Here is a 26,799-nt window from a genome sequence, read left to right as displayed (position 1 = left end):
GAATTCACCTGAGGGTCGGCGACGGGACATGCGGAAGCTGATCCTGCTTTCTTAGGATCACTTGACTTTCCGCTGAGAATCCAGGTGCGCACTCGTGGCCAACACACCGACCCTGTCCGTCGTCGTCCCCTGCTACAACATCGAGTCATATCTACCCGAGACGGTGACCAGTCTGGTCAACAATGCGCGGGACGACTTCGAGTTCATCTTCGTCGAGGACAGATCCACCAAGGACAGGACCTACGAAGCGCTCCTCGCCCTGACGGAGCGGCTGGGGAACAGCCGGGTGATCCGGCACGAGCGGAACGGCGGACTGGCCACCGCGCGCAACACCGGCATCGACGTCGCGGAAGGCCGCTACCTCACCTTCCTCGACGGCGACGACTGGCTCGCGCCCGGCTATCTGGCCCGGCTGGTGGACGTCGCCGAGCGGTTCGACGTCGACTTCGTCCGCACGGACCATGTGCAGGTCACCGGTATCGAGCGGGCCGTTCACCGGGCGCCCGAGGGCCGCCGCCACACCCCGCTCGACCCGCGCACCTCGATCCTCCCCGTCGACGACACCACGATGGTCGACTATCCGTACGCCTGGGCCGGCGTCTACCATCGCCGCCTCCTGGACCGGGGCATGCTCCGCTTCCACGACGGGCTGCGCACCGCCGAGGACCGGCCGTGGATCTGGGACCTGCACCGCAGGGCGGAGTCCTACGTCGTCGCCAGCCTGCACGGGGTCTTCTACCGCCGGGGCATCGCCAGTTCGCTCACCCAGATCGGCGACGTGCGCCAGCTGGACTTCTTCCGCTCCTTCGACCTCGTCCTCGCCGAACTGGCCGACGACCCGGAGGCCGACCGGCTGCGCGGGAAGGCGCTGCGCAACTTCTGCGTCGTCATCGCCCACCAACTGATCGACCGGCGCCGGTTCGAGCGCGGTGTCGCCGCGCAGCTGAAGCGGCTGGCCGCCGAGGCGCTGGGCGCGATGAGCGAGGAGGAACTGAGCGAGGCCGTGGTGGGGATGGGTGAGGAACGTGTCCGTGTGCTGCGCCGGGTCCGCGGCGGTATGAAGGGTGTGGCGGCATGATCCAGATATTCTGCTCGGCCACCCAGTACGCGGCCGCGACCGTCACCGCCGCGATCCGCGCCGGCCGGTTCGGCCCGCGCGAGGGCGTCCGCCGCATCCTCGTCGTCAGCAACACCGCCGCCGCGCCCGAGGTCTCCACCCCACTGGACCGGATGGCCGGCTTCGAGAAGCTGCGCCCCGAGTTCGACCAGGTGTACTCCTGGAACGAGTTCATCTCCCCGCACCACCCGGCCGGCTGGTCGCCGCGCGCCCAGGACACCCGGCTCTGGGAGAAGGCCGTACGCCTCGCCTGGGACCTGGGCGAGGAACCGGTCGAGATCGCCTGCGAGTCCATCCAGGCCAATCCGTCCCGCGCGATCGCCGACATCTTCGCGGACAGCCCGATCCACGTGTACGCGGACGGACTGATGAGCTACGGCCCGACCCGCAACCGCATCCCGCACGGCATGAGCAGCCGCATCACCCGCGTGCTCCACCTCGACCTGGTGCCCGGACTGCGGCCGATGCTCCTGTCCGAGTACGGCGTCCGGCCCGAGGCCGTACCGGGCGAGGCGATGGTCGACGTCCTCGCGCAGATCGGCGAGTCCGGCGCCGGCGTCCTCGCCGAGCGGCTCCCGGCCGACCACCGTGCCACCGCCGTGCTCCTCGGCCAGTACCTCTCCGCGATCGACCTGATCACCCAGGACGAGGAGGAGCGGCTGCACGTCCGCATGCTGCGTGCCGCCGCCCGCGCGGGTCACCGGGACGTGCTGTTCAAGCCGCACCCGAGCGCGCCCGCCGTCTACAGCGAGGCCCTGGAGGCGGCCGCCGGCGAACTCGGCGTGCGGCTCACCGTGCTGAACGAACCGATCCTCGCCGAGACGGTCTTCGCCTTCCTGAAGCCCGAGCTCGTCATCGGCTGCTTCTCCACGGCACTGATGACCGCCGCCGCCTTCTACGGCATTCCCGTCGCCCGGGTCGGCACGGAGCTGCTCCTGGAGCGCATCACCCCGTACGAGAACAGCAACCGCGTCCCGCTGACCATCATCGACGTGGCGCTGCCCGACGCGGAGCACGCGGAGCTCGGCGCCCCGCTCGAACTGGCGGGGGCGGCCGAGCGACTGACGCCGCTGATCCGGGCCGTCGGGTACTGCATGCAGTCCCGCAAGTACCACAGCCTGCGCGCCGAGGCGGTCACCTGGCTCGCCGCGCATCTCGCCGAACAGTCCCCGTACCAGCGCTACTTCAAGCGCCGCCGCCTGACCAGCCTGCGCCTGCCCGGCGGCGGCCCGATCCGGGCCGAGGCCCTGCGCCGCCACCCGGCGGTACGTCGCGCGGTACGCCGGCTGCGGGCGTAGGACCCCGCGCCCCAAAGGGACGCGGGGAACTGCGCGACCAGCCACGAAGGTGCCGCGGACGGCTTACGGCTTACGGCGTACCGCGGCACCGCCGGACGCCGGACCGCTCAAGCCCGCCGCACGGCGAGCGCCCGCTTCAGCCGTGGCCCGACCGGCTTCTCCACGAACCGGTGCAGGAGCCAGGCGATTCCGAGCATGGACAGGATGGTCGTCCCGAGCGTCAGCCACGCGTTCAGGCCGAAGTCGCGGTACAGCACCCGGATGAAGAACCAGCCCAGGTGCTCGTGGATCAGATAGAAGGGGTACGTCAGCGCCCCGGCCACCGTCAGCCAGCGCCAGTTCGCCCGGCTCGTCCAGCCCAGGGCCACCGCGGCGACGGCGACGAAGGCGACGAGGACGATCAGCTGGATGACGTACGGGCTGCGGTGGAACTGGCCCTGCGGGCCGGGGTGCCACAGGGCCGTGACCGAGTAGCGCTGGCCGAGCAGGAAGCTGAAGCCGACGATGCCCCACAGCAGCAGGTCGTTGCCGAAGCGGTGGATCAGGTAGAAGGCCAGACCGCCGATGAAGTACGGGGCGTGGTCACGCATCACCAGCTCGTCGGTCAGGGGGTTGTCGGCGACCCGGGCGAAGACGCCGGCCAGCGTCCACAGGCAGCAGAAGATCACCACCCTGCGGTAGGTGACACCCCGCCAGACCACGAACAGCGCGAACAGGGCGTAGAAGCGCACCTCCACCCAGAGCGTCCAGTCCACGCCCAGCACCCGGGGCACGCCCATCGGCTGCTGGAGCATGGTGAGGTTGGTGAGGATCTCGTCCGGGCGCAGCGGCGAGGCCACCACCGGCAGGATCAGGCCCGCGGCGGTGACCAGGACGATCGCCGCCCAGTACGCCGGGTACAGCCGGGCGACCCGGGAGCGGAAGAAGTCCCCCGTGCTCCGGCCCCAGCTGCTCATACAGATCACGAAACCGCTGATCAGGAAGAAGAACTGCACGCCCAGGCTGCCGTAGGTGGCGAACTGCGACAGCGTCGGGAACTTCTGGCCGGGGGACTGGTGCCAGGACTGCGCGACCTCGCCGTTCTTGCCGGCGTAGTGGTAGAAGCAGACCATCAGGGCCGCCATCAGGCGCAGCCCGTCCAGGGCCCGCAGCCGGCTCTCCGCCCGGGGCCGGACCGGCGTCCGGTCGGGGATGGGAAGGTTCAGCCGGAGTGCCGGTGTCGGGGCCGGTGCCGCCGCCTGGTCAGCCGCGCTCATCCTGGGACCTTCCGTGGGAGTCATGAGAGGTGTTCCGTCGTGAGGGACGGCCATGGCCGTCGGCTCGACGACGGAACGCTATGCATCCGCGACAAGTCCGGGATGAGTGACGGCTGACTCACCGACGGCGTAGGAATGACGATCGGATGAACAGCTGTCCCGGTATGTCGGGTTTCCGGTCGTGGAGTCACCGGCACACCGGAGACGCGACCGCTACCGCTTGCCGGTCGCGCGCTTCAGGGCCCGCGCCCGGCGCGCCAGCCGGCGGACGGTCGTGTTGCGCGGGATGAAGGCGAGCCGGCCCGGGACGGCACCGGGGAGGGCCAGCGCCGCCAGGCGCCGGCGCTTGAAGTAGCGCCAGGTGTGCGGGTCGAGATGCGTGGAGAGGTAGCGCTCCGCCTCGGCCTGCAGCCCCGGGTAGATCCTGGGCTGCATCGCGAAGCCGACGGCCTTGAGCAGCGCGGCCAGCTCAGCCACCCGCTCCGCCGACGGCACGGCCCACGCCTCCACCGCCGGCCCGTCCGCCAGGTCCGGCAGCAGCGCGTCGACGATGGTGAGCGGCACCCGGTTGCTGTTCTGGTACGGCGCGAGCCTGGCCAGCACGGTGCCGGTGCCGACCCGGGCGACCGGGAGGCCGTACAGACCGGCGGCGGTGAGCAGCGCGGTGGAGAAGCAGCCGACGACGAGAGCGGGCCGCAGCCGCTGGTAGGCCACCTCCGCGAGGACGGGCCGGTCGAGAAGGGCGAGTTCGGCGCCCAGCTTCGCCGCCTCGTCCTCCAGCAGCCGGGACCAGCGGGCGGGTGCCACGGGGTGCGGTTTGAAGACGAGCCTGCGGTGCCCGAGCGCCACGGCGCCGCGCACCATGCCCAGATGCAGCTCCTCCTCCTCGGCGTCGCCGAGGATGCCGAGCGCCGAGAGGTACTGCCCCAGGAGCAGCGCCGGCTGCTCCTCGGGGGCGGGCACCTCGGTCTCGTCCTCGGCGAGTTCGCCCAGCACCTTCAGGAACGCCTCGGACGGCACCAGCACCGGCGGCACGCCGAACTCGGTGAGCAGCAGGGGGGTGAGGCCCGGCACCAGATCGAGGTGCAGCAGCCGGTCGACCCGGGTGCCGACCAGCGGGTCGATCTTGTCGCGGGTGGGGCCGTAGCTCATCAGGCCGTCGGCGTAGGCGTCGACGGGCGCGCCGGTGAACATCTGGCACAGCGCCAGCGCCGGGTTCACCTGGATGGACTCCACGGCCAGGTGTACCTCGTCGTCACCGAGGTCCCACAGCAGCCGTACGTACCGCTCCCACAGCGGGATGTCGTCCCCGCGGGGGCCCCAGCCGCCGGGGTGGAAGGGGGCGATGGTCTCGTTCCAGGACAGCACCTCGTCGAAGCGCTCACGGATCCGGGCGAAGCCCGGCATGGCGTCCACGGACGGCGTGATCTCCGGATTGACCGCGTTGTTGGTGACGAGCAGCAGCCGGCGGTCGGTCGGTCCGAAGAGCCCGGCGTCGAGGGCCGCGGCCAGGGTCGCGGCGCCGTACAGGGTCGAGACGCAGAAGATCCGGGTCGTGCGAGGCATCAGACGGCCACCGTCCGTGCCGCCACCGGCCTGCGCCGTACCCGCCGCAGCGCACTCGCCCGCTGTACGTCCATCGAGTCCATGACCTCCGCGAGCACGTCCTGCGGCATTCGCTTCAGGGCGGCGGCGCACAGGGAGCGCAGTTTCCGTGCCACGGCGGGTTCGAACCTTTCGATCGAGCCGAGGTGATGCGTCATGATCGCGCAATAGGTGCGCACCGCCTTGGGCAGCAGCTTCCCGCCCTCGGCGTCCCGCGCCGTCTCCTCGATCACCTGGTCGAAGGCGCGGATGAAGTCCAGTTGCCGTACATCGCCGATCTGGGTGAGGGAGGAGGCCACCCCGCGCCGGTAGTAGACGCCCAGCAGCCCCACCACGGCGAAGGTGTCGGCCTCCCGGTGGAGCCTCCAGATCCAGGGCCGGTCCTCGGCCGTCCGCAGCCCGTCGGTGAAGTGCAGCAGCCCGCGGTCGACGAGGCGGCGGTGGTAGATGCCGGCCCAGGCGTAGGCGTAGTCCACCGAAGTGGACCGGTCGGCGGGCAGGATCGCCTCCCGCGGGTTCATCACCGTCCCGCGCCGGCCGTGCGGCACGCGGTGAATGCTCCGGGCCCGCGCCGTGCACTGCACGTGGTCGGTGCGGACGAAGTCGCAATCCAGCTGCTCGATGGAGGCGAGGAGCCGGGGAAAGTATCCGGGCGCGAGCCAGTCGTCGCCGTCCAGGAAAGTCAGATAATCGCCGCGCGCCTTGTCGATGCCGGTGTTTCTCGCGGTCGCCAGCCCTCCGTTCTTTTCGTGTCTGACCAACACCGCGCCCGGCAGTTCCCGCTCCGCACGCGTGAGGATCTCCGAGGTCGCGTCGGTCGAGCAGTCGTCGACCAGGATGAACTCGAAGTCCTCGCGTGCGTTCGAACGCAGGCTCGTCAGGGTGTCGGGCGCGTATTGCTGAACGTTGTAGAACGGCACGATCACGGAAAGCTTGGGCACCTGCGAAACCCTAGAAGGGCACCCGGCGGCAAAACTTTCCGGTGTGGATACGGGGGGTGAACTCGATGTGTCGGAATGGTGCACCCCCTGCGCTTTCGCTTGATAGGCGGGCCAGTTCGGCGTTCGGTGGTCCGCTGTTAACTTTTTGTTGAGGGGTGATTGGGCCAAGCCTGGCTTTTGCTTTCTAGCGTCATGGCCGTGCCAGCAAGTACTGCCAACCCCCCACGGATTGCCGTCCTCGCGGACTCCGACACCCGATGGAAATGGGGTGCGCTGACCGCGACGCGGATCGCGCCCTCCATGGAAGCCGGATCCGGGAGCGGGGCGCAAGTCGCCCCCGTCCTGGACGGATTCCTGCTGCGCGGCCGGGCCACCCCGACCCCCCGCCAGCTGGCCGAGGTCGGCGTGCACGCCGACTCGCTGAGCGAGGTCACCGCGCTCGAGTTCCTGCGCGCCATGACACGGACCTCGTACGACGTCCTCGTCCTCGCCCTGGTCGGCGGCGGCGTCCAGGCGATCCTGCACGGCCTGAAGCGGATCTGGGAGGGACGGACCGAGCGTCCCGTCGTCGTCACCGGCTATGTCGGCGTCGTCTACGAGAAACTCGCCGACGGCCTGCTGCTGCGGCACGGTGCCGACCTCGTCCTCGCCAACTCCCGCCAGGACGCCGAGCGTTTCCGTGCCGTGTACGAGGGCGTGGGCGCCGACGCCTCCTCGGTGACCGAAGTGGCCCTGCCGTTCCTGGGCGGTGCCCCGTACACCGGTGAGAACGACCCCTACACCGTCGTCTTCGCCGCCCAGCCCTCCGTGCCGGAGAACCGCAGGGACCGTACGTACCTGCTCGACCGGCTGGTGCGGCACGCGCGGCTCCACCCGGAGCGGGAGGTGCTGCTGAAGCTCCGCTCCAAGCCGGGCGAGCACACCACCCACATCGAGGAGCTGCCCTACCAGAAGCTGGTGCAGAAGCTCGATCCACCGCCCAACTTCCGTCTGGTGTACGGGAACATGGGCGAAGTCCTCGACCGCACCGACCTCATGGTCACGGTCAGTTCGACGGCCGCCCTGGAGTCCCTGCACCGCCGGGTCCCCACGGTCGTCCTCACCGACCTCGGGGTGCGCGAGGCGCTCGGCAACCACCACTTCGTCGGCTCCGGCTGCCTCGCCTCCTGGGACCAGCTCGACGCCGGGCACCGGCCCGCCCCCGACGAGGAGTGGGTGGCCCGGCAGGGCGTCGCGGCGGACGGCTCGTACGCGACGGCCTTCGACGCCGCGCGTGAGCGGATCGGCAAAGCGCTCAGCGGTCCCGGAGGCCTTCCGCCCCTCACCCCCTACTACACGCCCGCCACCGCGCCCGGCTATCTGCCCGGCATCCTCGCCCGCCACCACCTCGGCCCCGACGGCAGCCCGCTGCCCGGCGCGCCCGCCGCCGACCGGGAGCCGGGCCCGGTCCGGCAGATCGTGCGCCGGGCGGCGCGCGGCGCCTACCGGCACGGCGTGCAGCGGGTGGCCCCGGTCATCCGGCGGATGGGGGAGCTGTGACCCGTCAAGGAGAGAAACCCATGTCCGACTCAGCAGCCGGGGTGCGCCGTGTGCTCGCGGTGATCCCCGCGCGCGGCGGCTCCAAGGGCGTGCCCGCGAAGAACCTCGCACCCGTGGGCGGGGTACCGCTGGTCACCCGCGCGGTCCGCGAATGCCGGGCGACCCGCCTCGTGACGGACGTCGTCGTCTCCACCGACGACCACGCCATCGCGGCGGCGGCACGCGAGGCGGGCGCGGAGGTCGTGCTGCGGCCCGCCGCCATCGCCGGCGACACCGCGACCTCCGAGGCGGCCGTCCTGCACGCCCTGGACGCCCACGAGGCACTGCACGGCTCCCCGGTCGACGCCGTCCTGCTCGTGCAGTGCACCAGCCCCTTCCTCGTCCGCGACGACATCGACGGCGTCGCCGCGGCCGTCGTCGAGCAGGGCGCCGACACCGCGGTGACGGTCGCCCCGTTCCACGGCTTCGTCTGGCGCGACGGGGACGCCGCGCAGGGCGCGGACGCCGACGGGGACCCCGGCCGGGCCGGCGGCTTCGGCGTCAACCACGACAAGGCCTTCCGCCCCCGCCGTCAGGACCGGCCCCAGGACCTCCTGGAGACCGGCGCCGCCTACGCCATGGAGACCGACGGCTTCCGCGCGCACGGCCACCGCTTCTTCGGCCGCACGGAACTCGTCCGCACCGACCCCGCCCGGGTCCTGGAGATCGACGACCCGCACGACCTGAACCGGGCCCGTGCGCTGGCGCCCCTCTTCGACACGAACCGGCCCGGCTCCCTCCCCACGGCCTCCGACATCGACGCGGTCGTCCTCGACTTCGACGGCACCCAGACCGACGACCGGGTGCTGATCGACTCCGACGGACGGGAGTTCGTCTCCGTGCACCGCGGCGACGGCCTCGGCATCGCCGCCCTGCGCAGGTCGGGCCTGCGGATGCTGATCCTGTCGACCGAACAGAACCCGGTGGTCGCCGCCCGGGCCCGGAAGCTGAAACTCCCGGTCCTGCACGGCATCGACCGCAAGGACCTCGCGCTCAAGCAGTGGTGCGAGGAACAGGGCATCGCGCCGGAGCGCGTGCTCTACGTCGGCAACGACGTCAACGACCTCCCCTGCTTCGCCCTCGTGGGCTGGCCGGTGGCGGTCGCGAGCGCCCACGACGTCGTCCGCGGCGCCGCCCGCGCGGTCACCACCCTCCCCGGTGGCGACGGCGCGATCCGGGAGATCGCCGGCTGGATCCTCGGACCCTCTCTCGACCCCCTCACCAAGTAAGGACATCTGCGCCATGAGCACCAACTCCCGTCTGCGCGCCTTCGGTTCCCGCGAGGTCGGTCCCGGCAGGCCCGTCTACATCTGCGGCGAGATCGGCATCAACCACAACGGCGAGCTCGAGAACGCGTTCAAGCTGATCGACGCGGCCGCCGAAGCCGGCTGCGACGCCGTGAAGTTCCAGAAGCGCACGCCCGAGATCTGCACCCCGCGCGACCAGTGGGACATCGAGCGCGACACCCCCTGGGGCCGGATGACCTACATCGACTACCGCCACCGCGTCGAGTTCGGCGAGGACGAGTACCGGCAGATCGACGAGTACTGCAAGGAGAAGGGCATCGCCTGGTTCGCGTCGCCGTGGGACACCGAGGCGGTCGCCTTCCTGGAGAAGTTCGACGTCCCCGCGCACAAGGTGGCGTCCGCCTCGCTGACGGACGACGAGCTGCTGCGCGCCCTGCGCTCCACCAACCGCGCCGTCATCCTCTCCACCGGCATGTCGACGCCGCGCCAGATCCGCCACGCGGTCGAGGTCCTCGGCAGCGACAACATCCTCATGTGCCACGCCACCTCGACCTACCCGGCGAAGGCCGAGGAGCTCAACCTCCGCGTGATCAACACGCTGGAGAAGGAGTACCCGAACGTCCCGATCGGCTACTCCGGCCACGAGACCGGCCTCCAGACCACCCTCGCCGCGGTCGCGCTCGGGGCCGCCTTCGTCGAGCGCCACATCACCCTCGACCGCGCGATGTGGGGCTCCGACCAGGCCGCCTCCGTCGAGCCGGGCGGCCTCACCCGCCTCGTCCGTGACATCCGCACCATCGAGGCCTCCCTCGGCGACGGCGTCAAGAAGGTCTACGACTCGGAGCTCGGCCCCATGAAGAAGCTGCGCCGCGTCTCGGGCGTCGTCGCGGAGGCGGAGATCGCGGCGGCGGCGGGCGAACCGGTCGCGGTGTGACCTGAATATCCCTCCGAGTGCCTTACGGGATGGTCGTCCGACGATGAGTCCTCGCGCCGGGAAGAACACCGGCCACACCCCCCACACCCTCGCCTTCGTCGAGAGTCCGGTGCAGCTCCTGAACGTCCTGGAGTGGGCGCACGCCCGGGAACTGCGTCCGTGCGAGGAGCCCGGCGCGGGGCTGACCCTCGTCGTCCTGTCCCCGACCGACCCGATGACCCGCGGCCAGCTGCGCCGCATGGCCGAGCTGGCCCGCAGGGAAGGGCACACGGTCCGCTGGGAGGAGGCCCGCGGCGGCACCACGGCACCCTTCCGCACCATCGGCGGCCTCACCCCACTGCTGCGGCGCGCGGAACGGATGGTGATGGGCGACCCGTTCTCCCGCTACGTCCAGCTGCTGCTGACCATCACCAGGGCGAGCGAGCTGGTCGTGGTGGACGACGGGACGGCGACGATGGAGTTCGTGGGCCAGCTGGCCCGCGGCGAACGCCTCGTCCGCTGGCACCGCAAGGGCGGCCGCACGGGCCCCCGCGACGTGCTCTTCGCCCCGGTGTCCGCCGCGGCCCGCCGCCGGCTGACCCCCGGCCCGGAGCGCGGCGTCGAGGTCTTCTCCTCCATGCCCATAACGGACTCCCCCGACGGCGTCACGATCACGTCCAACGTCTTCGCCTGGACCCGCGACCGCTTCGGCCCGCCGCGGGTGACGAAGAGCGCGGACATGGTCGGCACCTCGCTGGTGGAGACCGGCGTGGTGGACGCCGACCGCTATGTGGAGGCGGTCCGGACGCTGGCCAGGGCCCACGGCGCGACCCGCTACTTCGCCCACCGCCGGGAGAGCACGGAGAAGCTCCACCGGCTGGCCGTCGAGACGGGTCTGGAGGTGGTCCGCCCGGAGCTCCCGCTGGAACTGATCGCCCGCCGCGGCCCCATCGGCCGGACCGTCCTCAGCTTCCCCTCCACGGTCGTCCACACGCTGCCGCTGGCCCTGTCCGGCACGGACGTCCGGGTCGCGGTCTGCGACATCGACCCGGCCTGGCTGACGGACCACGCCTCGCCCAGAGCCCAGGGGTTCCTGTCCGGAGTGACGGGCACGGCCAAGGACGTCCACCGGCTGGCAGCGGTGAGCGTGCTCTGACGAGGGCCGGGACCAGGGTGTCTACGAGCCGCCGCCCCGTGGGAGCGGCGGCTCCGCCCGTTCCTCCTCCCAACGGCCGAACCCGTCGAAGAAGCTTTCCTCGCGCTCGGCGCTCGCCCTGTCGCGCCACCGGGTGACCGCCCACAGCCCCCCTGCGAGCAGACACGCCGTGACGGCCATCACGGTCAGCCCGGTCAGCGCCAGCGCCGCCACGCCCCTCGCCAGGACCCCGGGGATCTGATCCTCGCCGCACCCGCACGTCATCGTCTCCATGAGGGCCACCGTGCCCGGCCGGCCCCGGGTCGTCGCCCAGCGTGGCGCAATCGCTGCACGGAGGTGATGATTTCGGGATCGGTCCCGGTACGTGGACAAACCCAGCGTGCCTCGAGCCGTCCGTGGTATCCGTGAAAGGAAGGAAGAAGTGTGGGTGCCGACCGAGAAGCCGGCGAGTTTACCCATCCACCACAGCAGCCATGCGCCGCGCGGCCAACTTTTCTTCGCCTAACGGGTTGAACTTTTGTTGATCGGGTCAGTTGACCGCCCCGGCGTCCTACCCTTCAGAGGGTGAAGCAACTGATGTCCCGAGAGTCCGAGGCCGATCCGTCAGGGGAAGACGTGCTCCCCGGCGCACTTCCGGGTGCGCTGCCCGGCGCCCTTCCCGGCACCTTGCCGGAGGCGCTGCGCGCAGAGCTCGTGGCCTTCCGCCGCGACATGCACATGCACCCCGAGCTCGGCAACCAGGAGTTCCGTACGACGGCCGCGATCAAGGCCCGCCTCGAGAAGGCGGGCCTCAAGCCGCGCGTACTCGCCGTAGGGACCGGCCTCATCTGTGACATCGGGACCGTGGGCGGAGGGGGTGTCGCGGGCGCCGGGGCCGACGGGGTGCCCGTCCTCGCGATGCGCGCCGACATCGACGCGCTGCCCATCCCGGACACGAAGACCGAGTGCGCGTACCGCTCGACGGTGCCGGACCGCGCGCACGCCTGCGGGCACGACGTGCACACCACCGTCGTCCTCGGCGCCGGACTCGTCCTCGCCGAGCTGCACCGGCAGGGCCGGCTCCCGCGACCCGTGCGGTTGATCTTCCAGCCCGCCGAGGAGGTGCTGCCCGGCGGTGCCGCCGACGCCATCGAGGGCGGGGCGCTGGACGGGGTCGGACGGATCATCGCCGTGCACTGCGACCCGCGGGTCGACGCGGGCAAGGTCGGGCTGCGCGAGGGTGCCATCACCTCCGCCTGCGACCGGCTGGAGATCTCGCTGGACGGGCCCGGCGGCCACACCGCCCGCCCGCACCTGACCACGGACCTCGTGACCGCCGTCGCCCGGGTCGTCACCGACGTGCCCGCGCTGGTCGGGCGTCGCGTCGACACCCGGGCCGGGCTGGCCGTCACCTGGGGCCGGATCGAGAGCGGCCACGCGCCGAACGTGATCCCGCAGCACGCCGAGCTCTCCGGGACCGTCCGCTGCCTGGACATCGAGGCATGGCGGCAGGCCCCGGACATCGTCGTCGCGGCGATCGACGAGGTCGCCAACCTGCACCGGGCCAAGTCGGAGATCAACTACGTGCGGGGTGTCCCGCCCGTCGTCAACGACGGCGACGTCGCCGGGCTGCTGCGGGACGCCATGGTCGCCCGGCGCGGTGAGACGGCCGTGGAGAGCACCGAACAGAGCCTCGGCGGCGAGGACTTCTCCTGGTACCTCGAGCGGGTGCCCGGCGCGATGGCCCGGCTCGGGGTCCGCCCGCCCGGCGAGCGCACGGTGCGCGATCTGCACCAGGGCGACTTCGACGCGGACGAGTCGGCGATCACCGTCGGCGTCGAGCTCTTCACGGCGGCCGCGCTGCTGGACGCGGCGACCCGCGCTCACTGAGGCAACTCCGGCGAGGCAAGCCGGCGGGGGAACCCGGGCGAAGGGGTGCCGGAAAGGCGCCCCTTCGTCCCCTTGTGTCACCCACCCGTAACCCCGGGGACGCGCTTGTAACCCCGCGTCGGCACGAATCGATAACGGCCCGGAGAAACCCCGTTCCCCTCCGCTTCTACGCGCGTTACTGTGCGCCGGAATCGCCACCGGGAAAGGCTTGTTGGGGAGCCCCTCCTGAACGGCGCCACCAAGGGGAAGCGGGCCGGTCACGGCGCCGTGGGGATGAAGGGGTGCTTGCTATGCGTCTGATATCTCGGAGGACGAGATTCTCCCGGGCCGCGGTGACCGTCGCGGTCGTCGCGCTCGCCGCCGCAGGCTGCGGGAAGTCCAGCACCGACTCGGGGTCGAGCGACACGGAATCCAGCAGCGGCGGCTACTCGGGCAAGGGCATCGGCCTCGCGTACGACATCGGCGGCAAGGGCGACCAGTCCTTCAACGACGCCGCCTACGCCGGTTTCCAGAAGGCCGAGAAGGAATTCAAGATCGGCGGCCAGGACATCGAGCCGCAGGACGGCGAGTCCGACGCGGACAAGGTGCAGCGCCTGACCCAGCTCGCCCAGGCCGGCTACAACCCGGTGATCGGCGTCGGCTTCGCCTACGCGCCGGCCGTCAAGGAAGTCGCCGCCAAGTTCCCGAAGATCACCTTCGGGATCATCGACGACGAGCAGATCCAGGCGAAGAACGTCGCCGACATGGTCTTCCACGAGGAGCAGGCCTCGTACCTGGCCGGTGTCGCCGCCGCCAAGGCCAGCAAGAAGGCGCACATCGGCTTCATCGGCGGCGTGGACATCCCGCTGATCCACAAGTTCGAGGCCGGTTACGTCCAGGGCGCCAAGTCGGTCGACCCGAACATCAAGGTCGAGTCGCAGTACCTGACCGAGACCGCCCAGGAAGGCGGCTTCTCCAGCCCCGACAAGGGCAAGGACGCGGCGAGCGGTCAGATCGAGGCGGGCGCCGACGTCATCTACCACGCGGCCGGTCTCTCCGGTCAGGGCGTGATCACCGAGGCCGCGGCCAAGAAGGTGTGGGCCATCGGCGTCGACTCCGACCAGTACAGCCAGAGCGCGCTGGCGGCGTACAAGGACTACATCCTCGGCTCGGCGCTGAAGAACGTCGGCGGTGCCGTCTACGACCTCGTGAAGTCCGTCCACGCGGGCAAGCCGCTGTCCGGTGTGGTCCGCGGCAGCCTCTCCAACGACGGTGTCGGATTCGCCGACAGCAACCCGAAGTACAAGGCGATGACGGACGTCGTCGCGGCCGTCGACAAGGCCAAGCAGGACATCATCGACGGCAAGATCACGGTAAACACCAAGTAACGGCCCGAAACCCGTTCCGACCGGCTTCGGCTACGCCCTTCCGAGCGTCCTTGCAGCCCATACGCCCCTTGCCTCCCGCAAGGGGCGTACTGCTGTCCGTAACCTGGACCGCGACTGTGGCCACAGCTCGGTAACGGAGCGGACAGAAGGGTTTTTCCGTCTGGTCTACGCGCGTTACGCTGCGGCGGAACCAGCGCCTGGTTTGGGCGCTTGCACAAAGGAGTCAAGTTCCATGCGCCGGGTGTCCCGAATCGCGGTTGCGGGTGTTGCCACCGCAGCTCTCGCCGTGACCGTTTCCGCTTGCGGAAGCTCCTCCACGTCGTCCTCCTCCTCCGACAGCAGTGACAAGAACCTGGGCCTCGCGCTCGCGTACGACGTCGGTGGCAAGGGCGACCAGTCCTTCAACGACGCCGCCACGGCCGGCCTGGACAAGGCCGACAAGGAGTTCGGCTACAAGTCCACCGCGGTCGAGCCGCAGGACGGCGAGTCCGACGCGGACAAGGTGCAGCGCCTGGAGAGCCTTGCCAAGCAGGGCTACAACCCGGTGATCGGCGTCGGCTTCGCCTACGCGCCGGCCGTCAAGGAGGTCGCGGCCAAGTACCCGAAGACCACCTTCGGCATCGTCGACGACGAGCAGATCAAGGCCGACAACGTCGCCGACCTCGTCTTCCACGAGGAGCAGGCCTCCTACCTCGCCGGTGTCGCCGCCGCCAAGGCCACCAAGACCAACACCGTCGGCTTCGTCGGTGGCGTGGACGTCCCGCTGATCCACAAGTTCGAGGCCGGCTTCAAGCAGGGCGTCGAGGACACCAAGAAGGGCGTCACGGTCAAGTCGCAGTACCTGACCGAGACCGCCGCCGAGGGTGGCTTCTCCAGCCCCGACAAGGGTGAGAGCGCCGCCGAGGGCCAGATCGACGCCGGTGCGGACGTCGTCTACGCCGCCGCCGGACTGTCCGGTCAGGGTGTCATCAAGGCCGCCAACGCCCACAAGGTGTGGGCGATCGGCGTCGACTCCGACCAGTACAAGCAGGACGCGCTGAAGGCGTACAAGGACTCGATCCTCACCTCGGCGATGAAGAACGTCGAGGGCGCGGTCTACACGCTGGCCAAGTCCGTCGAGGACGGCAAGCCGGCGACCGGTGTCGTCCGCGGCAGCCTCGAGAACGGCGGCGTGAGCGTGTCGGACTCGAACCCGGCCTTCGCGAGCAACACCGCGATCCAGGACGCGATCAAGAAGGCCGAAGAGGGCATCAAGAACGGCACCATCACGGTGAAGACCTCCTGACCTTCTGTCAGAGGCCTTGGCCAATGGAACGCTGTAATGGCAGCGTTACGGCCACGGAACCGGGCGCGGGAAGGATGTCCTCCCCGCGCCCCGTTCGCGCGGCAGAATGCTCGGAACGGATCGAGACCTGATCAGGATGCCCCCATGGCGGCTATCAAGATCATTCAAGTTCGACCTGATCCGGGCACTATTTAAAGCAGGGGCGCTACGCGCGTAGAGCGGCCCCTTTCCCAAGGAGAGTGCGCCATCGACGCGTCCAGCAGCCCTCCGCTCACCGCACAGTCGACGATCGCGGTAGAGCTGGCGGGGATCACCAAGCGCTTCCCCGGTGTCGTCGCCAACCACGACATCCACCTCGCCGTCCGCAAAGGCACCGTGCACGCCCTCGTCGGCGAGAACGGCGCCGGCAAGTCGACGCTGATGAAGATCCTCTACGGCATGCAGAAGCCGGACGAGGGCACCATCGCGATCGACGGCGAGCAGGTGAGCTTCTCCAGCCCCGCCGACGCCATCGCACGCGGCATCGGCATGGTCCACCAGCACTTCATGCTGGCCGACAACCTGACCGTCCTGGAGAACGTGGTGCTGGGCAGCGAGAAGCTGTACGGCATCGGTGGCAACGCCCGTAAGAAGATCAAGGAGATCTCCGACCGCTACGGGCTCGGCGTGCGCCCGGACTCCCTGGTCGAGGACCTCGGCGTCGCCGACCGCCAGCGCGTGGAGATCCTCAAGGTCCTCTTCCGCGGCGCCAAGACCCTCATCCTCGACGAGCCGACCGCCGTGCTCGTCCCGCAGGAGGTCGACGCGCTCTTCGACAACCTGCGCGAGCTGAAGTCCGAGGGCCTGTCCGTCATCTTCATCTCCCACAAGCTGGGCGAGGTGCTGTCCGTCGCCGACGAGATCACGGTCATCCGGCGCGGCACGACCGTCGGCACGGCCGTCCCCGCCGAGACGACCCCGCGCCAGCTCGCCGAGATGATGGTCGGCAGCGAGCTGCCCACCCCGGAGACCGCCGAGTCCACGGTCACCGACAAGCCCGTCATCCAGGTCGCCAACCTCACCGTGTACGCCAGCGGCGGCGCCTCCCTGGGCGTCGAGGCGGAGCCCACGGCCGGCGGGGTCAGCGGCATGATCTCGCCCGAGGTCGCTCTCGGCGGCGAGGTCAAGAAGGCGCTCGACGACGTCAGCTTCACCATCCACGCCGGTGAGGTCATGGGGATCGCCGGCGTCGAGGGCAACGGCCAGACCGAGCTGATCGACGCGCTGATCGGCACCAAGAACGCCGACTCCGGCACCATCGCCTTCCTCGGCGAGGACATCACCCCCTGGAACACGCGCAAGCGGCGCGAGTCCGGCGTCGGCTACATCCCCGAGGACCGCCACCGCCAGGGCCTGCTCCTGGAGGCGCCCCTCTGGGAGAACCGCATCCTCGGCCATGTCACCGAGGCGCCCAACGCCAAGGGCTTCTGGCTGAACATCAAGGGCGCCCAGGCCGACACCCGCCGGATCGTCGAGGAGTACGACGTCCGCACCCCCGGCATCGACGTCACCGCCGCCTCGCTCTCCGGCGGCAACCAGCAGAAGCTGATCGTCGGCCGCGAGATGAGCCACAACCCGAAGTTCCTGATCGCCGCCCACCCCACCCGGGGTGTGGACGTCGGCGCCCAGGCCCAGATCTGGGACCGCATCCGCGAGGCCCGCCGCGAGGGCCTGGCCGTGCTGCTCATCTCCGCCGACCTCGACGAGCTCATCGGCCTGTCGGACACCCTGCGCGTGATCTACAACGGCACGCTGGTCGCGGACGCCGACCCCGCCACCATCACCCCGGAGGAGCTCGGCTCCGCCATGACCGGCGCCGCGTCCGGTCACCTGGAACACGTGGACGAAGAACGCGCGGACGACGCGGAAACCACCGAGGAAGCTGCCGGTCCGGAGGACGAGGCCCGATGAAGAAGTTCGACAAGGAGCGCGTGCTCCTCGCGGTGGCCGGCCCGGTCATCGCGCTCGTCGCGGCGATCCTGCTGACCTCGGTCGTGCTGATCGCCTCGGGCAAGAGCCCGATCGAGCCGTACACGCTCATGCTGGAGCAGGCCGGCTACTCCGACGTCCAGGTCCTGATCGTCAACCAGGCCTCGATGTACTACGTCGCCGCCCTCGCGGTCGCCATCGGCTTCCGCATGAACCTGTTCAACATCGGCGTCGACGGCCAGTACCGCCTCGCCGCGATGATGACCGCCGTGGTCGGCGCGAACATCGCCCTGCCGTCCTTCCTCCAGATCCCGCTGCTGCTCCTGGTCGGCGTCCTCACCGGCGCCTTCTGGGCCGGCATCGCGGGCGTCCTGAAGGTCACCCGCGGAGTCAGCGAGGTCGTCGCGACGATCATGCTGAACGCGATCGCCACCAGCGTCATCGGCTACCTCACCCTCGACAACATGTGGGGCGTGCAGGTCGGCAACAACAACACCACCGGCATCATGAAGGACTCCGGCTGGGTGCCCGGCATCGACCTCGGCGCGGACGTCGGCGAGATCTACGGCCTGGTCTTCCTCGCCATCGCGCTCGGCATCGTCTACTGGGTCGTCCTCAACCGCACCCGCTTCGGCTTCGACCTGCGCGCCACCGGCGAGTCCGAGACCGCCGCCGCGGCCTCCGGCGTCGACGCCAAGAGGATGGTCCTGACCGCCATGCTCATCTCCGGCGGCATCGCGGGCCTCTCCGGCCTGCCCCTGCTGCTCGGCGACGCGCACACCTACAGCCTGAGCTTCCCCACGGGCCTCGGCTTCACCGGCATCACCATCGCCCTGCTCGGCCGCAACAACCCGGTCGGCATCGCCTTCGCCGCCCTCCTGATCGCCTTCCTCGACAAGGCCTCTCCCGCCCTCGACTACGCGACCCCGGTGGCGTACGAGAAGGAGATCGCCACGATCATGCAGGGCCTCATCGTCTTCGCGGTCGTCATCTCGTACGAGGCCGTACGCCAGTGGGGTCTGCGCCGTCAGCAGAAGCGCGTCGGCGCCGAGCTCGCCGCCGCCGCCCAGAACACCAAGAAGGAGGTGACGGTCTGATGAGCACCACGACCATCGCCAAGCCGCAGGCGAAGCAGCCCGGCAAGGGCGGCCGCAAAATCTCGCTCCCGGTCCTCCTGCTGATCATCGCGGGCGTTCTGGTGCTGACCTCCGTCGTCCGCCTCATCACCGGCGCGGACGGCATCACCTCCACCGGCCAGATGTCCACGGCGCTGCGCCTCGCCGTCCCGATCGGCCTCGCCGGTCTCGGCGGTCTGTGGGCCGAACGCGCGGGTGTCGTCAACATCGGCCTCGAGGGCATGATGATCCTCGGCACCTGGTTCGGCGCCTGGGCCGGCTACCAGTGGGGTCCGTGGACGGGCGTCGCCTTCGGCATCATCGGCGGCGCGCTCGGCGCCGTCCTGCACGCCATCGCGACCGTCACCTTCAACGTGAACCACATCGTCTCGGGTGTGGCCATCAACATCCTGGCCCTCGGCACCACCCGCTACCTGTCGAAGTTCACCTTCGAGAACGCCGACGGCGGCTCCGCCAAGCAGTCCCCGCCGATCGACTCGCTGGGCACCTTCGACGTACCCGGTCTGTCGGGCTGGCTGGACACGCTCAACGAGAAGCACTGGTTCCTGATCTCGGACGTCGCCGGCTTGGTCGGCGGTCTGATCACCGACCTGTCGCCGCTCACCGTCGTCGCCGTCGCCCTCGTCCCGGTCACCTGGTGGGTGCTGTGGCGGACGGCCTTCGGTCTGAGGCTGCGGTCCTGTGGCGAGAACCCGGTGGCCGCCGAGTCCCTCGGCGTCAACGTCTACAAGTACAAGTACATCGCCGTGATCATCAGCGGTGGCTTCGCCGGTCTCGGCGGCGCGTTCCTGTCCATCGTGGCCTCGAACGTCTACCTCGACGGCCAGACCGCGGGCCGTGGCTACATCGGCCTCGCCGCGATGATCTTCGGCAACTGGATGCCGGGCGGCCTCGCCCTCGGCGCGGGCCTGTTCGGCTACACCGACAGCCTCAACCTGCGGGGCGGCACCACCAACGTGCACGCGCTGATCCTGCTCCTCGCGATCATCCTGGTGTTCGGCGCGGCCTACCTGGCATGGCAGAAGAAGTACGTCCCCGCCCTCGTCACCGCGCTGATCTCGGCCCTGATGTTCGTCTGGTACCTCGGCACGGACGAGGTTCCGCGCCAGGTCGTGACGGCCGCGCCGTACGTCGTCACCCTGCTGGTGCTCTCGCTCTCCGCCCAGTCCCTCAGGATGCCCAAGGCGGACGGCATGCCGTACCGGAAGGGGCAGGGCAAGTGACCCCGCCCGCCGCCGGATCAGCCGACACGGTCGACTGGGAGAAGCTGCGTACGGTGGCCCGGGACGCCATGTCCCGGGCGTACGCCCCGTACTCCGGCTTCCCGGTCGGCGTGGCGGCCCTCGTCGACGACGGCCGCATCGTGTCGGGCTGCAACGTCGAGAACGCCTCCTACGGGATCGGCCTGTGCGCGGAGTGCGGGCTGGTCTCGGAGCTCCAGAACACCGGAGGCGGCCGGCTCACGCACTTCACCTGCGTGGACGGCCGCGGCGAGATCCTCGTCCCGTGCGGCCGCTGCCGCCAGCTGCTCTACGAGTTCGGCGGCCCGGAGCTGCTGCTGGAGACGCCGGCGGGAATCCTGCCGCTGGCCGAGATGCTCCCGCAGGCCTTCGGCCCGGGCCACCTCACCGAGTAAGTCCCGTGCGGCCCCTCTGACCGGCGCAGAGGGGCCGCGCGGTTTCTGGAACGTCTTGCCGCACCACCCTGCACCCGCACTGCGGTGCACCATCGGAAGGAAAGCCATGACGCAGTTGTCGATGGATGCCGTCTCCGTCATCCGCACCAAGCGGGACCGCGGTGAGCTCAGCGACGCGCAGATCGACTGGGTCATCGACGCGTACACCGGCGGTGAGGTCGCCGACTACCAGATGGCCGCCCTCAACATGGCCATCCTGCTCAATGGCATGAACCGCCGCGAGATCGCCCGCTGGACGGCCGCGATGATCGCTTCCGGTGAGCGCATGGACTTCTCGGCGCTGTCCCGTCCGACGGCCGACAAGCACTCCACGGGCGGCGTCGGCGACAAGATCACGCTCCCGCTGGCCCCGCTGGTGGCGGCCTGCGGCGCGGCGGTCCCGCAGCTCTCCGGCCGGGGTCTCGGCCACACCGGCGGCACCCTGGACAAGCTGGAGTCGATCCCGGGCTGGCGCGCGCTGCTGTCGAACGAGGAGATGCTGCACGTCCTGGACACGACCGGCGCGGTGATCTGCGCGGCGGGCGACGGCCTGGCCCCGGCCGACAAGAAGCTGTACGCGCTGCGGGACGTCACGGGCACGGTGGAGGCGATCCCGCTGATCGCCTCGTCGATCATGTCGAAGAAGATCGCGGAGGGTACCGGCTCCCTGGTCCTCGACGTGAAGGTCGGCACCGGAGCCTTCATGAAGACCATCGAGGACGCGCGTGAGCTGGCCTCGACGATGGTCGGCCTCGGCACCGACCACGGCGTGAAGACGGTCGCCCTGCTGACCGACATGTCCACCCCCCTCGGTCTCACGGCCGGCAACGCCCTCGAGGTCCGCGAGTCGGTCGAGGTGCTGGCCGGCGGCGGCCCGGCGGACGTGGTGGAACTGACGATCGCGCTCGCCCGCGAGATGCTCGACGCGGCCGGCGTGAAGGACGCGGACCCGGCGAAGGCGCTGGCCGACGGCTCGGCGATGGACGTCTGGCGCCGCATGATCGCGGCCCAGGGCGGCGACCCGGACGCCCCGCTTCCCACGGCGAAGGAACAGCACGTGGTGACGGCGGGCGCCTCGGGCGTCCTGACCCGCCTCGACGCCTACGACATCGGCATCGCCGCCTGGCGCCTCGGCGCGGGCCGGGCCCGCAAGGAGGACCCGGTGCAGGCGGGCGCGGGCGTCGAACTCCACGCCAAGCCCGGCGACACGGTCACGGCGGGCCAGCCCCTGCTGACCCTGCACACGGACACCCCGGAGCGCTTCGCGTACGCACTCGAGGCGGTGACGGGCTCGTACGACATCGGCGCGGCCGGCACCGGGTTCACCGCGTCCCCCGTGGTGCTGGAGCGCATCGCCTGAACGGATCGCCCGGCGGCGGATCGCCCGCTTTCGATGAGTCGGGCGCCCCGCGCCGGTCTACCGATCGTGGAATCGACGACACCGCCCGTGTTCACCCTGACAGGCCCCGTCACCCGCCCCCGGGTGACCGGGCTCGTCGACGACGTGCGGGCGTTGATGGAGGCCACCGGCGCCGCCGTCGTCGTCTGTGACGTCGCCGGGATCGGGCCGCCGGGGCTCACCGCCGTCGACCTGCTGGCGCGGCTCCAGCTGGCCGCGCGGCGGGCCGGGGGACACCTGCGGCTGCGTGCCCCCGACCCGGCCCTACGCGCCCTGCTCGACCTCGTCGGTCTCCGCTTCGAGGTGGAGGGGGAGGCCGAAGAGGGGGAACCAGCGCTGGGTGTCGAGGTAGAAGTGGAACCCGGTGAGGCGGCCGTCTGAGATCTCCAGGACCTGGATCGCCCACGGGGTGAATCCGCCCTTGTCGGGGTCCGGCTTGTACTGGGCGAAGCCCGGCAGGCCGTTGACCTGGACCGGCAGCAGGCGCGAGCCCTCGCACGCGGAGCCGAGCGTGGTCATGAAGCCGGTGATGTCGTCGTGGCCGGTCAGCCACAGGTCGAACGGCGGCATCGTCATGATGGCGTCCTCGTGGAGGAGGGCCGTCAGCGCCGTCATGTCATAGCCCTCGAAGGCCGCCACATAGCGGTCGAGCAGTTTCCGCTGCTCCTCGTCCAACGGGTCGGACACCGCCGCGTCCGCGCCGGCGGTCTCCCGCTCGGACAGGGTCGCCCGCGCCCGCTGGAGCGCGCTGTTGACCGAGGCGACCGAGGTGTCGAGCAGCTCGGCGACCTCGCTCGCCCTCCACGCCAGCACCTCCCGCAGGATCAGCACCGCCCGCTGTTTCGGCGGCAGCTGCTGCAGCGCGGCCATGAACGCCAGGCGCACCGACTCCTTGGCGACCGCCGCCTCGGCCGGGTCCTCCACCGTCGGCAGCACACGGGCGTCCGGCATCGGCTCCAGCCAGGTGTTGTCGGGGCGGGGCGAGAGCGCCGCCCGGGCGAGCGGGGTGGACTCGGAGAGGTCCATCGGCCGGGCCCGCTTGTTGCCGGCCGTCAGCATGTCCAGACAGACGTTCGTCGCGATCCGGTACAGCCACGAGCGCAGACTGGAGCGGCCCTCGAACTTCGCGTAGCTCCGCCAGGCGCGGACCAGGGTGTCCTGCACCGCGTCCTCGGCCTCGAAGGAGGAGCCGAGCATGCGGTAGCAGTAGCCGGTCAGTTCCGTCCGGTGCTTCTCCAGTGCGACGTCGATGTCGGTCGTCGTCGCCGTGCTGTTGCCCATCGTCCACCCACCCCTGTGGCCGTTCTTTCACGCGTCTTCGCGCCCAGCACTTCGGAAGCTACCGCAGCCCACTGACAATGGCCCGCCGAGTCGGCAAAGGCCCAGGCAGAAGGCGTGGGGACAGCACATGGAAGGCGCCCGCAAGGGCCCCGGAAGGCGCTCTCAGACCAGCTGCTTCACGGACATCAGCAGGTGCCGATGGGCCTCGGGCGCGTCCGCCGCGCCGAGCAGCGCCCGCTGGCCCGTCCCCAGCAGCTCCACCCGCAGCCTCGGCGCCTCGAAGGAGGTCAGCGCCTCCAGCAGGTAGACCGGGTTGAAGGCCACGGTCACCTCCTCGGCGCCGGTCAGCCCGGCGGGCAGCCGCTGTGCGGCCACGTCGTCGCCGTACCCGGCGCGCAGCAGGACGGACCCGGCCGAGAAGTCCAGCCGTACCGGGCTGTTCGCCTCCGCCACCACCGCCACTCTCCGTACGGCCTCCGTCAGCGCCCCGCCGTCCACCTCGGCGACCGCTGCCCCCGCCATGTCGAACAGCTTCCCGTAGGCGGGCAGCCGTCCGTCCAGCCGTCGGACCACCGTCCGCGTCCGCCCGCCCTCGAACCCGATCGGACCGGCCCCCGAGGCGCCGTCGAGCCCGACCCGGACGGTCCCGCACCGGGCCAGCGACCGGGTCACGTCCAGCAGCCGCCGGGCCGGTACGAGCGCCTCCGCCACTCCTTCGGCGGCGGCCTGCGGCTTCCACTCCAGCCGTCGCACCGCGTACCGGTAGCGGTCCGACGCCGACAGCGTCATCTCGTCGCCGTCCAGGTGCAGTTGGACGCCGGTCAGGACCGGCAGCGTGTCGTCGCGGCCCGCCGCCACCGCGACCTGGGCGACGGCGGTCGCGAACGCGGCCGCGTCCACGGTGCCGTACGCCCGCGGCGGCTCGGGCGGGGTGGGGTACTCCTCGCGCGGGAGCGTCGACAGGCCGAAACTGGTGCCGCCCGCCTCGACCGTGAACCGGGTGCCGGCCACGGCGCAGCTCACCGGCCCGTCCGGCAGCACCTTGCAGATGTCGAGGAGCCGGCGGCCGAGCACGAGCACCCGGCCCGCCGCACCGACCTCGGCGTCGGTCTCGATCCGCGCCGCCGTCTCGAAGTCGAACCCCGACACGGTCAGCCGGCCCTCCGCCGCGTCCAGCAGCAGCCGCCCAGCACGGGCACCGGCGTACGGGCGGGCAGCGCGCGGGCCGCCCAGGCCACCGCCTCGGCGAGGTCACCGCGGTCGATCCGGAACTCCATCAAAAACCCCCTGCTCGTACCGGTCGTCGCGCGGAGGCTATGCGCCACCACTGACAACCGGCCCCGAGCAGGGGGAGGACCGCGGGACGGCCGCGGGACGATCAGTGAGCGGCGACCAGCGTCTCCCGGCGGGCCGCCCGGGTCCCGAACACCGTGATCGTCACGACGCCGAGCACCGCCAGGACGCCCACGCAGACCGTGCCGGCCCAGCCGCCCGAGTGGAAGGCCAGCGCGCCGACCGTGGAACCGGCGCTGGAGCCGATGTAGTACGCGGACTGGTAGAGGGCGGAGGCCTGGGCGCGGCCGGTCGTCGCCGTCTTGCTGACCGCCGAGGAGGCCACCGCGTGCCCCGCGAAGAAGCCCGCCGTGATCAGGACCAGGCCGAGCAGGACCAGGGCCAGCGAGTCCGCCAGCGACAGCAGCAGTCCGGTGGCCGTGGTGCCGCCCGCCAGGTACAGCGCGCCGCGCCGGCCGAGCCGGCCGACCAGCCGGCCCGCCGTCGACGCCGACACCGTGCCCACCAGGTACACCAGGAAGATCGAGCCGACGATGCCCTGGGGGAGGGAGAACGGGGCCTCCGTCAGCCGGTAGCCGATCACCGTGTACACGCCGCCGAAGACCGTCATGAACAGCGCGCCGATCGCGTACAGGCGGCACAGCAGCGGGTTGGCGAGGTGCTCGCGGACCGTGCCGATCAGCACGCGGGGCGCCAGTGAACCCGCCTTGAAGTGCCGGGGCGCCGGCAGCAGCAGGCGGAAGGCGATCGCGCAGGCCACCGCGAGGGCGCCGATGACCCCGACGGCCACCCGCCAGCCCCACTCCTGCGCCACCCAGCCGGTGATGACCCGCCCGCTCATCCCGCCGACGCTGTTGCCCGCCACGAACAGGCCGATCGCCGTGACGAGCGCCTTCGGCCGGACCTCCTCGGCGAGATACGCGGTCGCCGACGCCGGGAGACCGGCCAGCGCCGCGCCCTGCACCGCCCGCAGCACGACCAGCGTGCCCAGCGAGGGCGCGAACGGGACCAGCATGCCCACGCCGACCGCGACACCCAGCGAGGCCGTCATGACCGTACGGCGGCCGTAGCGCTCCGACAGGGCGCTCATCGGGAGCACGAACAGCGCCAGTCCGCCGGTCGCCGCCGCCACCGTCCAGCTCGCCTGGCTCGCCGCCACCCCGAAGTCGGTGGAGATCAGCGGCAGGAGCGCCTGCGTGGAGTACAGCAGGGCGAAGGTGGCCACACCGGCGAGGAAGAGCGCGAAGCTCATCCGGCGGTAGCCGGGGCCGCCGGGGGCCAGACGGGAGTCGGCGGACAGGGGAGTGGAGGAGACGGAGGCGGAGGACGCGGCGCCCACGATCGTGGACGCCCCGGTACTGGCGGGAGACATGCCTCGAAGTTACGTACGCCCCCGCTCATCCGTCCAATGCATGGAATCGTCATAATCGTTCCCATGGTGCATCAGCAGAGGTCAGCAGCTCGCCTGTCACCGTCCAGTGACACAGAAGACATGGCGGACATGGCAGCCATGTCGAGGATGCTGGCCCCCCGGCTCGCGTACTTCGCCGGGGTCGCCCGTACCGAGCACGTCACGCGCGCCGCGCAGGAGATGCAGGTCCCGCAGTCGACGCTGTCCCGGGCCATGGTCCGCCTCGAACAGGACCTGGGCGTCGACCTGTTCGCCCGGCACGGCCGCACGGTCTCCCTCACCCCGGCCGGGCGCACCTTCCTCGCCTCCGTCGAGCGGGCACTCGGTGAGATCGAGCGGGGCGCCGACGAGGTCCGGGCGGACGCCGACGCGGCCACCGGCAAGGTCGCCTTCGGCTTCCTGCACACCATGGGAGCGGAGACCGTCCCCGGGCTGATCCACGCCTTCCGCGCCGATCACCCGCGCGTCCGCTTCAGCCTGGTCCAGAACTACGGCGAGGCGATGCTCGAGCGGCTGCGGGCGGGGGAGCTGGACCTCTGTCTGACCTCCCCCGTCCCGGACGCCCCCGACCTGGTGGCCCGCCGCCTCGACGAGCAGAAGCTGCGCCTGGTCGTCCCCGCCGACCACCGTCTCGCCGCCCGTAGGCGGGTCCGCCTCGCCGAGGCCGCCGACGAGACCTTCGTGACCCTGGAACCGGGCTACGGCCTGCGCCGGATCACCGACGACCTCTGCAAGGAGGCCGGCTTCCGGCCCCGGATCGCCTTCGAGGGCGAGGAGGCGGAGACCCTGCGCGGACTGGTGGCGGCGGGGCTCGGGGTGGCGCTGCTGCCGCCGCCCGCCGTGGCCCGCCCGGGAGTGGTGGAGCTGACGGTCACGGCCCCGCGGGCCGCCCGCGAGATCGGCGTGGCCTGGCTGGACGGACATCCGGACACCCCGCCCGTGGCGGCCTTCAAGAAGTTCCTGCTGTCCAGGAGGGGCAACCTGCTGCCGGACTGAGGGCCGTG

General features: G+C 70.9%; 22 protein-coding genes and 1 pseudogene. 16 read left to right on the top strand and 7 right to left on the bottom strand.

Translation table 11 applies throughout. The features are described 5' to 3' along the window. Positions 1-94 precede the first annotated feature (94 nt). Together OHU34_RS16245 and OHU34_RS16240 are read left to right on the top strand one after the other, a co-directional pair. Positions 95-1,078, top strand: coding sequence for a glycosyltransferase family 2 protein (locus OHU34_RS16245; RefSeq protein ID WP_142265871.1), 984 nt, complete (start codon positions 95-97; stop codon positions 1,076-1,078). After that, a complete protein-coding gene (locus OHU34_RS16240; protein WP_142265872.1) occupies positions 1,075-2,415 on the top strand; it encodes a polysialyltransferase family glycosyltransferase in 1,341 nt (446 codons plus the stop codon). Before OHU34_RS16245 ends, OHU34_RS16240 begins: the two co-directional genes overlap by 4 nt. 107 nt (positions 2,416-2,522) lie before the next feature. Here the strand turns inward: OHU34_RS16240 and OHU34_RS16235 are convergent, their stop codons facing one another. The 3 genes from OHU34_RS16235 to OHU34_RS16225 form a co-directional block, all read right to left on the bottom strand. Further along, entirely contained in the window at positions 2,523-3,671 is a 1,149-nt protein-coding gene (locus OHU34_RS16235; RefSeq protein WP_405766926.1) for an acyltransferase family protein, read from the bottom strand. A gap of 213 nt (positions 3,672-3,884) precedes the next feature. Next, positions 3,885-5,237, bottom strand: coding sequence for an alpha-2,8-polysialyltransferase family protein (locus tag OHU34_RS16230; protein WP_230194823.1), 1,353 nt, complete (start codon positions 5,235-5,237; stop codon positions 3,885-3,887). Further along, positions 5,237-6,217, bottom strand: coding sequence for a glycosyltransferase family 2 protein (locus OHU34_RS16225; protein ID WP_142265874.1), 981 nt, complete (start codon positions 6,215-6,217; stop codon positions 5,237-5,239). Before OHU34_RS16225 ends, OHU34_RS16230 begins: the two co-directional genes overlap by 1 nt. A gap of 192 nt (positions 6,218-6,409) precedes the next feature. On the opposite strand from OHU34_RS16225, the gene OHU34_RS16220 reads away from it, so the two are divergent. The 4 genes from OHU34_RS16220 to OHU34_RS16205 are packed head-to-tail and all read left to right on the top strand — an operon-like array spanning position 6,410 to position 11,111. Beyond that, positions 6,410-7,756, top strand: a complete 1,347-nt coding sequence (locus tag OHU34_RS16220; protein ID WP_142265875.1) for a DUF6716 putative glycosyltransferase — start codon at positions 6,410-6,412, stop codon at positions 7,754-7,756. A gap of 20 nt (positions 7,757-7,776) precedes the next feature. After that, positions 7,777-9,024 (top strand): N-acylneuraminate cytidylyltransferase, encoded by a 1,248-nt coding sequence (locus tag OHU34_RS16215; protein ID WP_142265876.1) that lies wholly within the window; start codon positions 7,777-7,779, stop codon positions 9,022-9,024. Positions 9,025-9,037: 13 nt separating this feature from the next. Then, positions 9,038-9,976, top strand: a complete 939-nt coding sequence (locus tag OHU34_RS16210; RefSeq protein WP_057603054.1) for an N-acetylneuraminate synthase family protein — start codon at positions 9,038-9,040, stop codon at positions 9,974-9,976. Between the two features lie 43 nt (positions 9,977-10,019). Beyond that, positions 10,020-11,111 (top strand): hypothetical protein, encoded by a 1,092-nt coding sequence (locus OHU34_RS16205; protein ID WP_142265877.1) that lies wholly within the window; start codon positions 10,020-10,022, stop codon positions 11,109-11,111. A gap of 21 nt (positions 11,112-11,132) precedes the next feature. Here the strand turns inward: OHU34_RS16205 and OHU34_RS16200 are convergent, their stop codons facing one another. After that, a complete protein-coding gene (locus tag OHU34_RS16200; protein ID WP_142265878.1) occupies positions 11,133-11,384 on the bottom strand; it encodes a hypothetical protein in 252 nt (83 codons plus the stop codon). 303 nt (positions 11,385-11,687) lie between these two features. On the opposite strand from OHU34_RS16200, the gene OHU34_RS16195 reads away from it, so the two are divergent. From OHU34_RS16195 to OHU34_RS16155, 9 genes are all read left to right on the top strand, one after another. After that, complete coding sequence (locus OHU34_RS16195) at positions 11,688-12,980, top strand: amidohydrolase (protein WP_142265879.1); 1,293 nt, start codon at positions 11,688-11,690, stop codon at positions 12,978-12,980. 290 nt (positions 12,981-13,270) lie between these two features. Beyond that, positions 13,271-14,347 (top strand): BMP family protein, encoded by a 1,077-nt coding sequence (locus tag OHU34_RS16190; RefSeq protein ID WP_160159997.1) that lies wholly within the window; start codon positions 13,271-13,273, stop codon positions 14,345-14,347. A gap of 232 nt (positions 14,348-14,579) precedes the next feature. Continuing rightward, positions 14,580-15,632, top strand: coding sequence for a BMP family protein (locus OHU34_RS16185; RefSeq protein WP_054242500.1), 1,053 nt, complete (start codon positions 14,580-14,582; stop codon positions 15,630-15,632). A 246-nt stretch (positions 15,633-15,878) separates the two neighbouring features. Beyond that, positions 15,879-17,582: an ABC transporter ATP-binding protein gene (locus OHU34_RS16180; RefSeq protein WP_200839942.1), complete on the top strand. Its 1,704-nt coding sequence runs from the start codon at positions 15,879-15,881 to the stop codon at positions 17,580-17,582. Beyond that, positions 17,579-18,697: an ABC transporter permease gene (locus OHU34_RS16175; RefSeq protein WP_020131012.1), complete on the top strand. Its 1,119-nt coding sequence runs from the start codon at positions 17,579-17,581 to the stop codon at positions 18,695-18,697. Before OHU34_RS16180 ends, OHU34_RS16175 begins: the two co-directional genes overlap by 4 nt. Next, positions 18,697-19,959 (top strand): ABC transporter permease, encoded by a 1,263-nt coding sequence (locus OHU34_RS16170; RefSeq protein ID WP_142265881.1) that lies wholly within the window; start codon positions 18,697-18,699, stop codon positions 19,957-19,959. The genes OHU34_RS16175 and OHU34_RS16170 overlap by 1 nt, the downstream gene beginning before the upstream one ends. Continuing rightward, positions 19,956-20,372, top strand: coding sequence for a cytidine deaminase (locus OHU34_RS16165; protein WP_142265882.1), 417 nt, complete (start codon positions 19,956-19,958; stop codon positions 20,370-20,372). The genes OHU34_RS16170 and OHU34_RS16165 overlap by 4 nt, the downstream gene beginning before the upstream one ends. Before the next feature lie 115 nt (positions 20,373-20,487). Next, positions 20,488-21,771: a thymidine phosphorylase gene (locus OHU34_RS16160; protein WP_142268030.1), complete on the top strand. Its 1,284-nt coding sequence runs from the start codon at positions 20,488-20,490 to the stop codon at positions 21,769-21,771. Positions 21,772-21,804: 33 nt separating this feature from the next. Beyond that, a complete protein-coding gene (locus OHU34_RS16155) occupies positions 21,805-22,191 on the top strand; it encodes an STAS domain-containing protein (RefSeq protein WP_142265883.1) in 387 nt (128 codons plus the stop codon). Here the strand turns inward: OHU34_RS16155 and OHU34_RS16150 are convergent. From OHU34_RS16150 to OHU34_RS16140, 3 genes and pseudogenes are all read right to left on the bottom strand, one after another. Beyond that, entirely contained in the window at positions 22,075-23,091 is a 1,017-nt protein-coding gene (locus OHU34_RS16150; protein WP_405766906.1) for a sigma-70 family RNA polymerase sigma factor, read from the bottom strand. The two genes, OHU34_RS16155 and OHU34_RS16150, sit on opposite strands and share 117 nt — an antisense overlap. A 162-nt stretch (positions 23,092-23,253) precedes the next feature. Further along, positions 23,254-24,368, bottom strand: a pseudogene (dnaN, locus tag OHU34_RS16145) (DNA polymerase III subunit beta). Positions 24,369-24,469: 101 nt separating this feature from the next. Then, complete coding sequence (locus tag OHU34_RS16140) at positions 24,470-25,756, bottom strand: MFS transporter (protein ID WP_020131006.1); 1,287 nt, start codon at positions 25,754-25,756, stop codon at positions 24,470-24,472. A gap of 63 nt (positions 25,757-25,819) precedes the next feature. Here OHU34_RS16140 and OHU34_RS16135 point away from each other — a divergent pair, with 63 nt between their 5' ends. After that, positions 25,820-26,791, top strand: a complete 972-nt coding sequence (locus OHU34_RS16135) for a LysR family transcriptional regulator (protein ID WP_037736001.1) — start codon at positions 25,820-25,822, stop codon at positions 26,789-26,791. Positions 26,792-26,799: the final 8 nt, after the last annotated feature.

The sequence above is a fragment of the Streptomyces sp. NBC_00080 genome, from assembly GCF_045041255.1.
Taxonomy (GTDB): domain Bacteria; phylum Actinomycetota; class Actinomycetes; order Streptomycetales; family Streptomycetaceae; genus Streptomyces; species Streptomyces coriariae.
The sequence above is the reverse complement of the archived record's forward strand: the minus strand, read 5'-3'. Positions and strand labels throughout refer to the sequence as shown.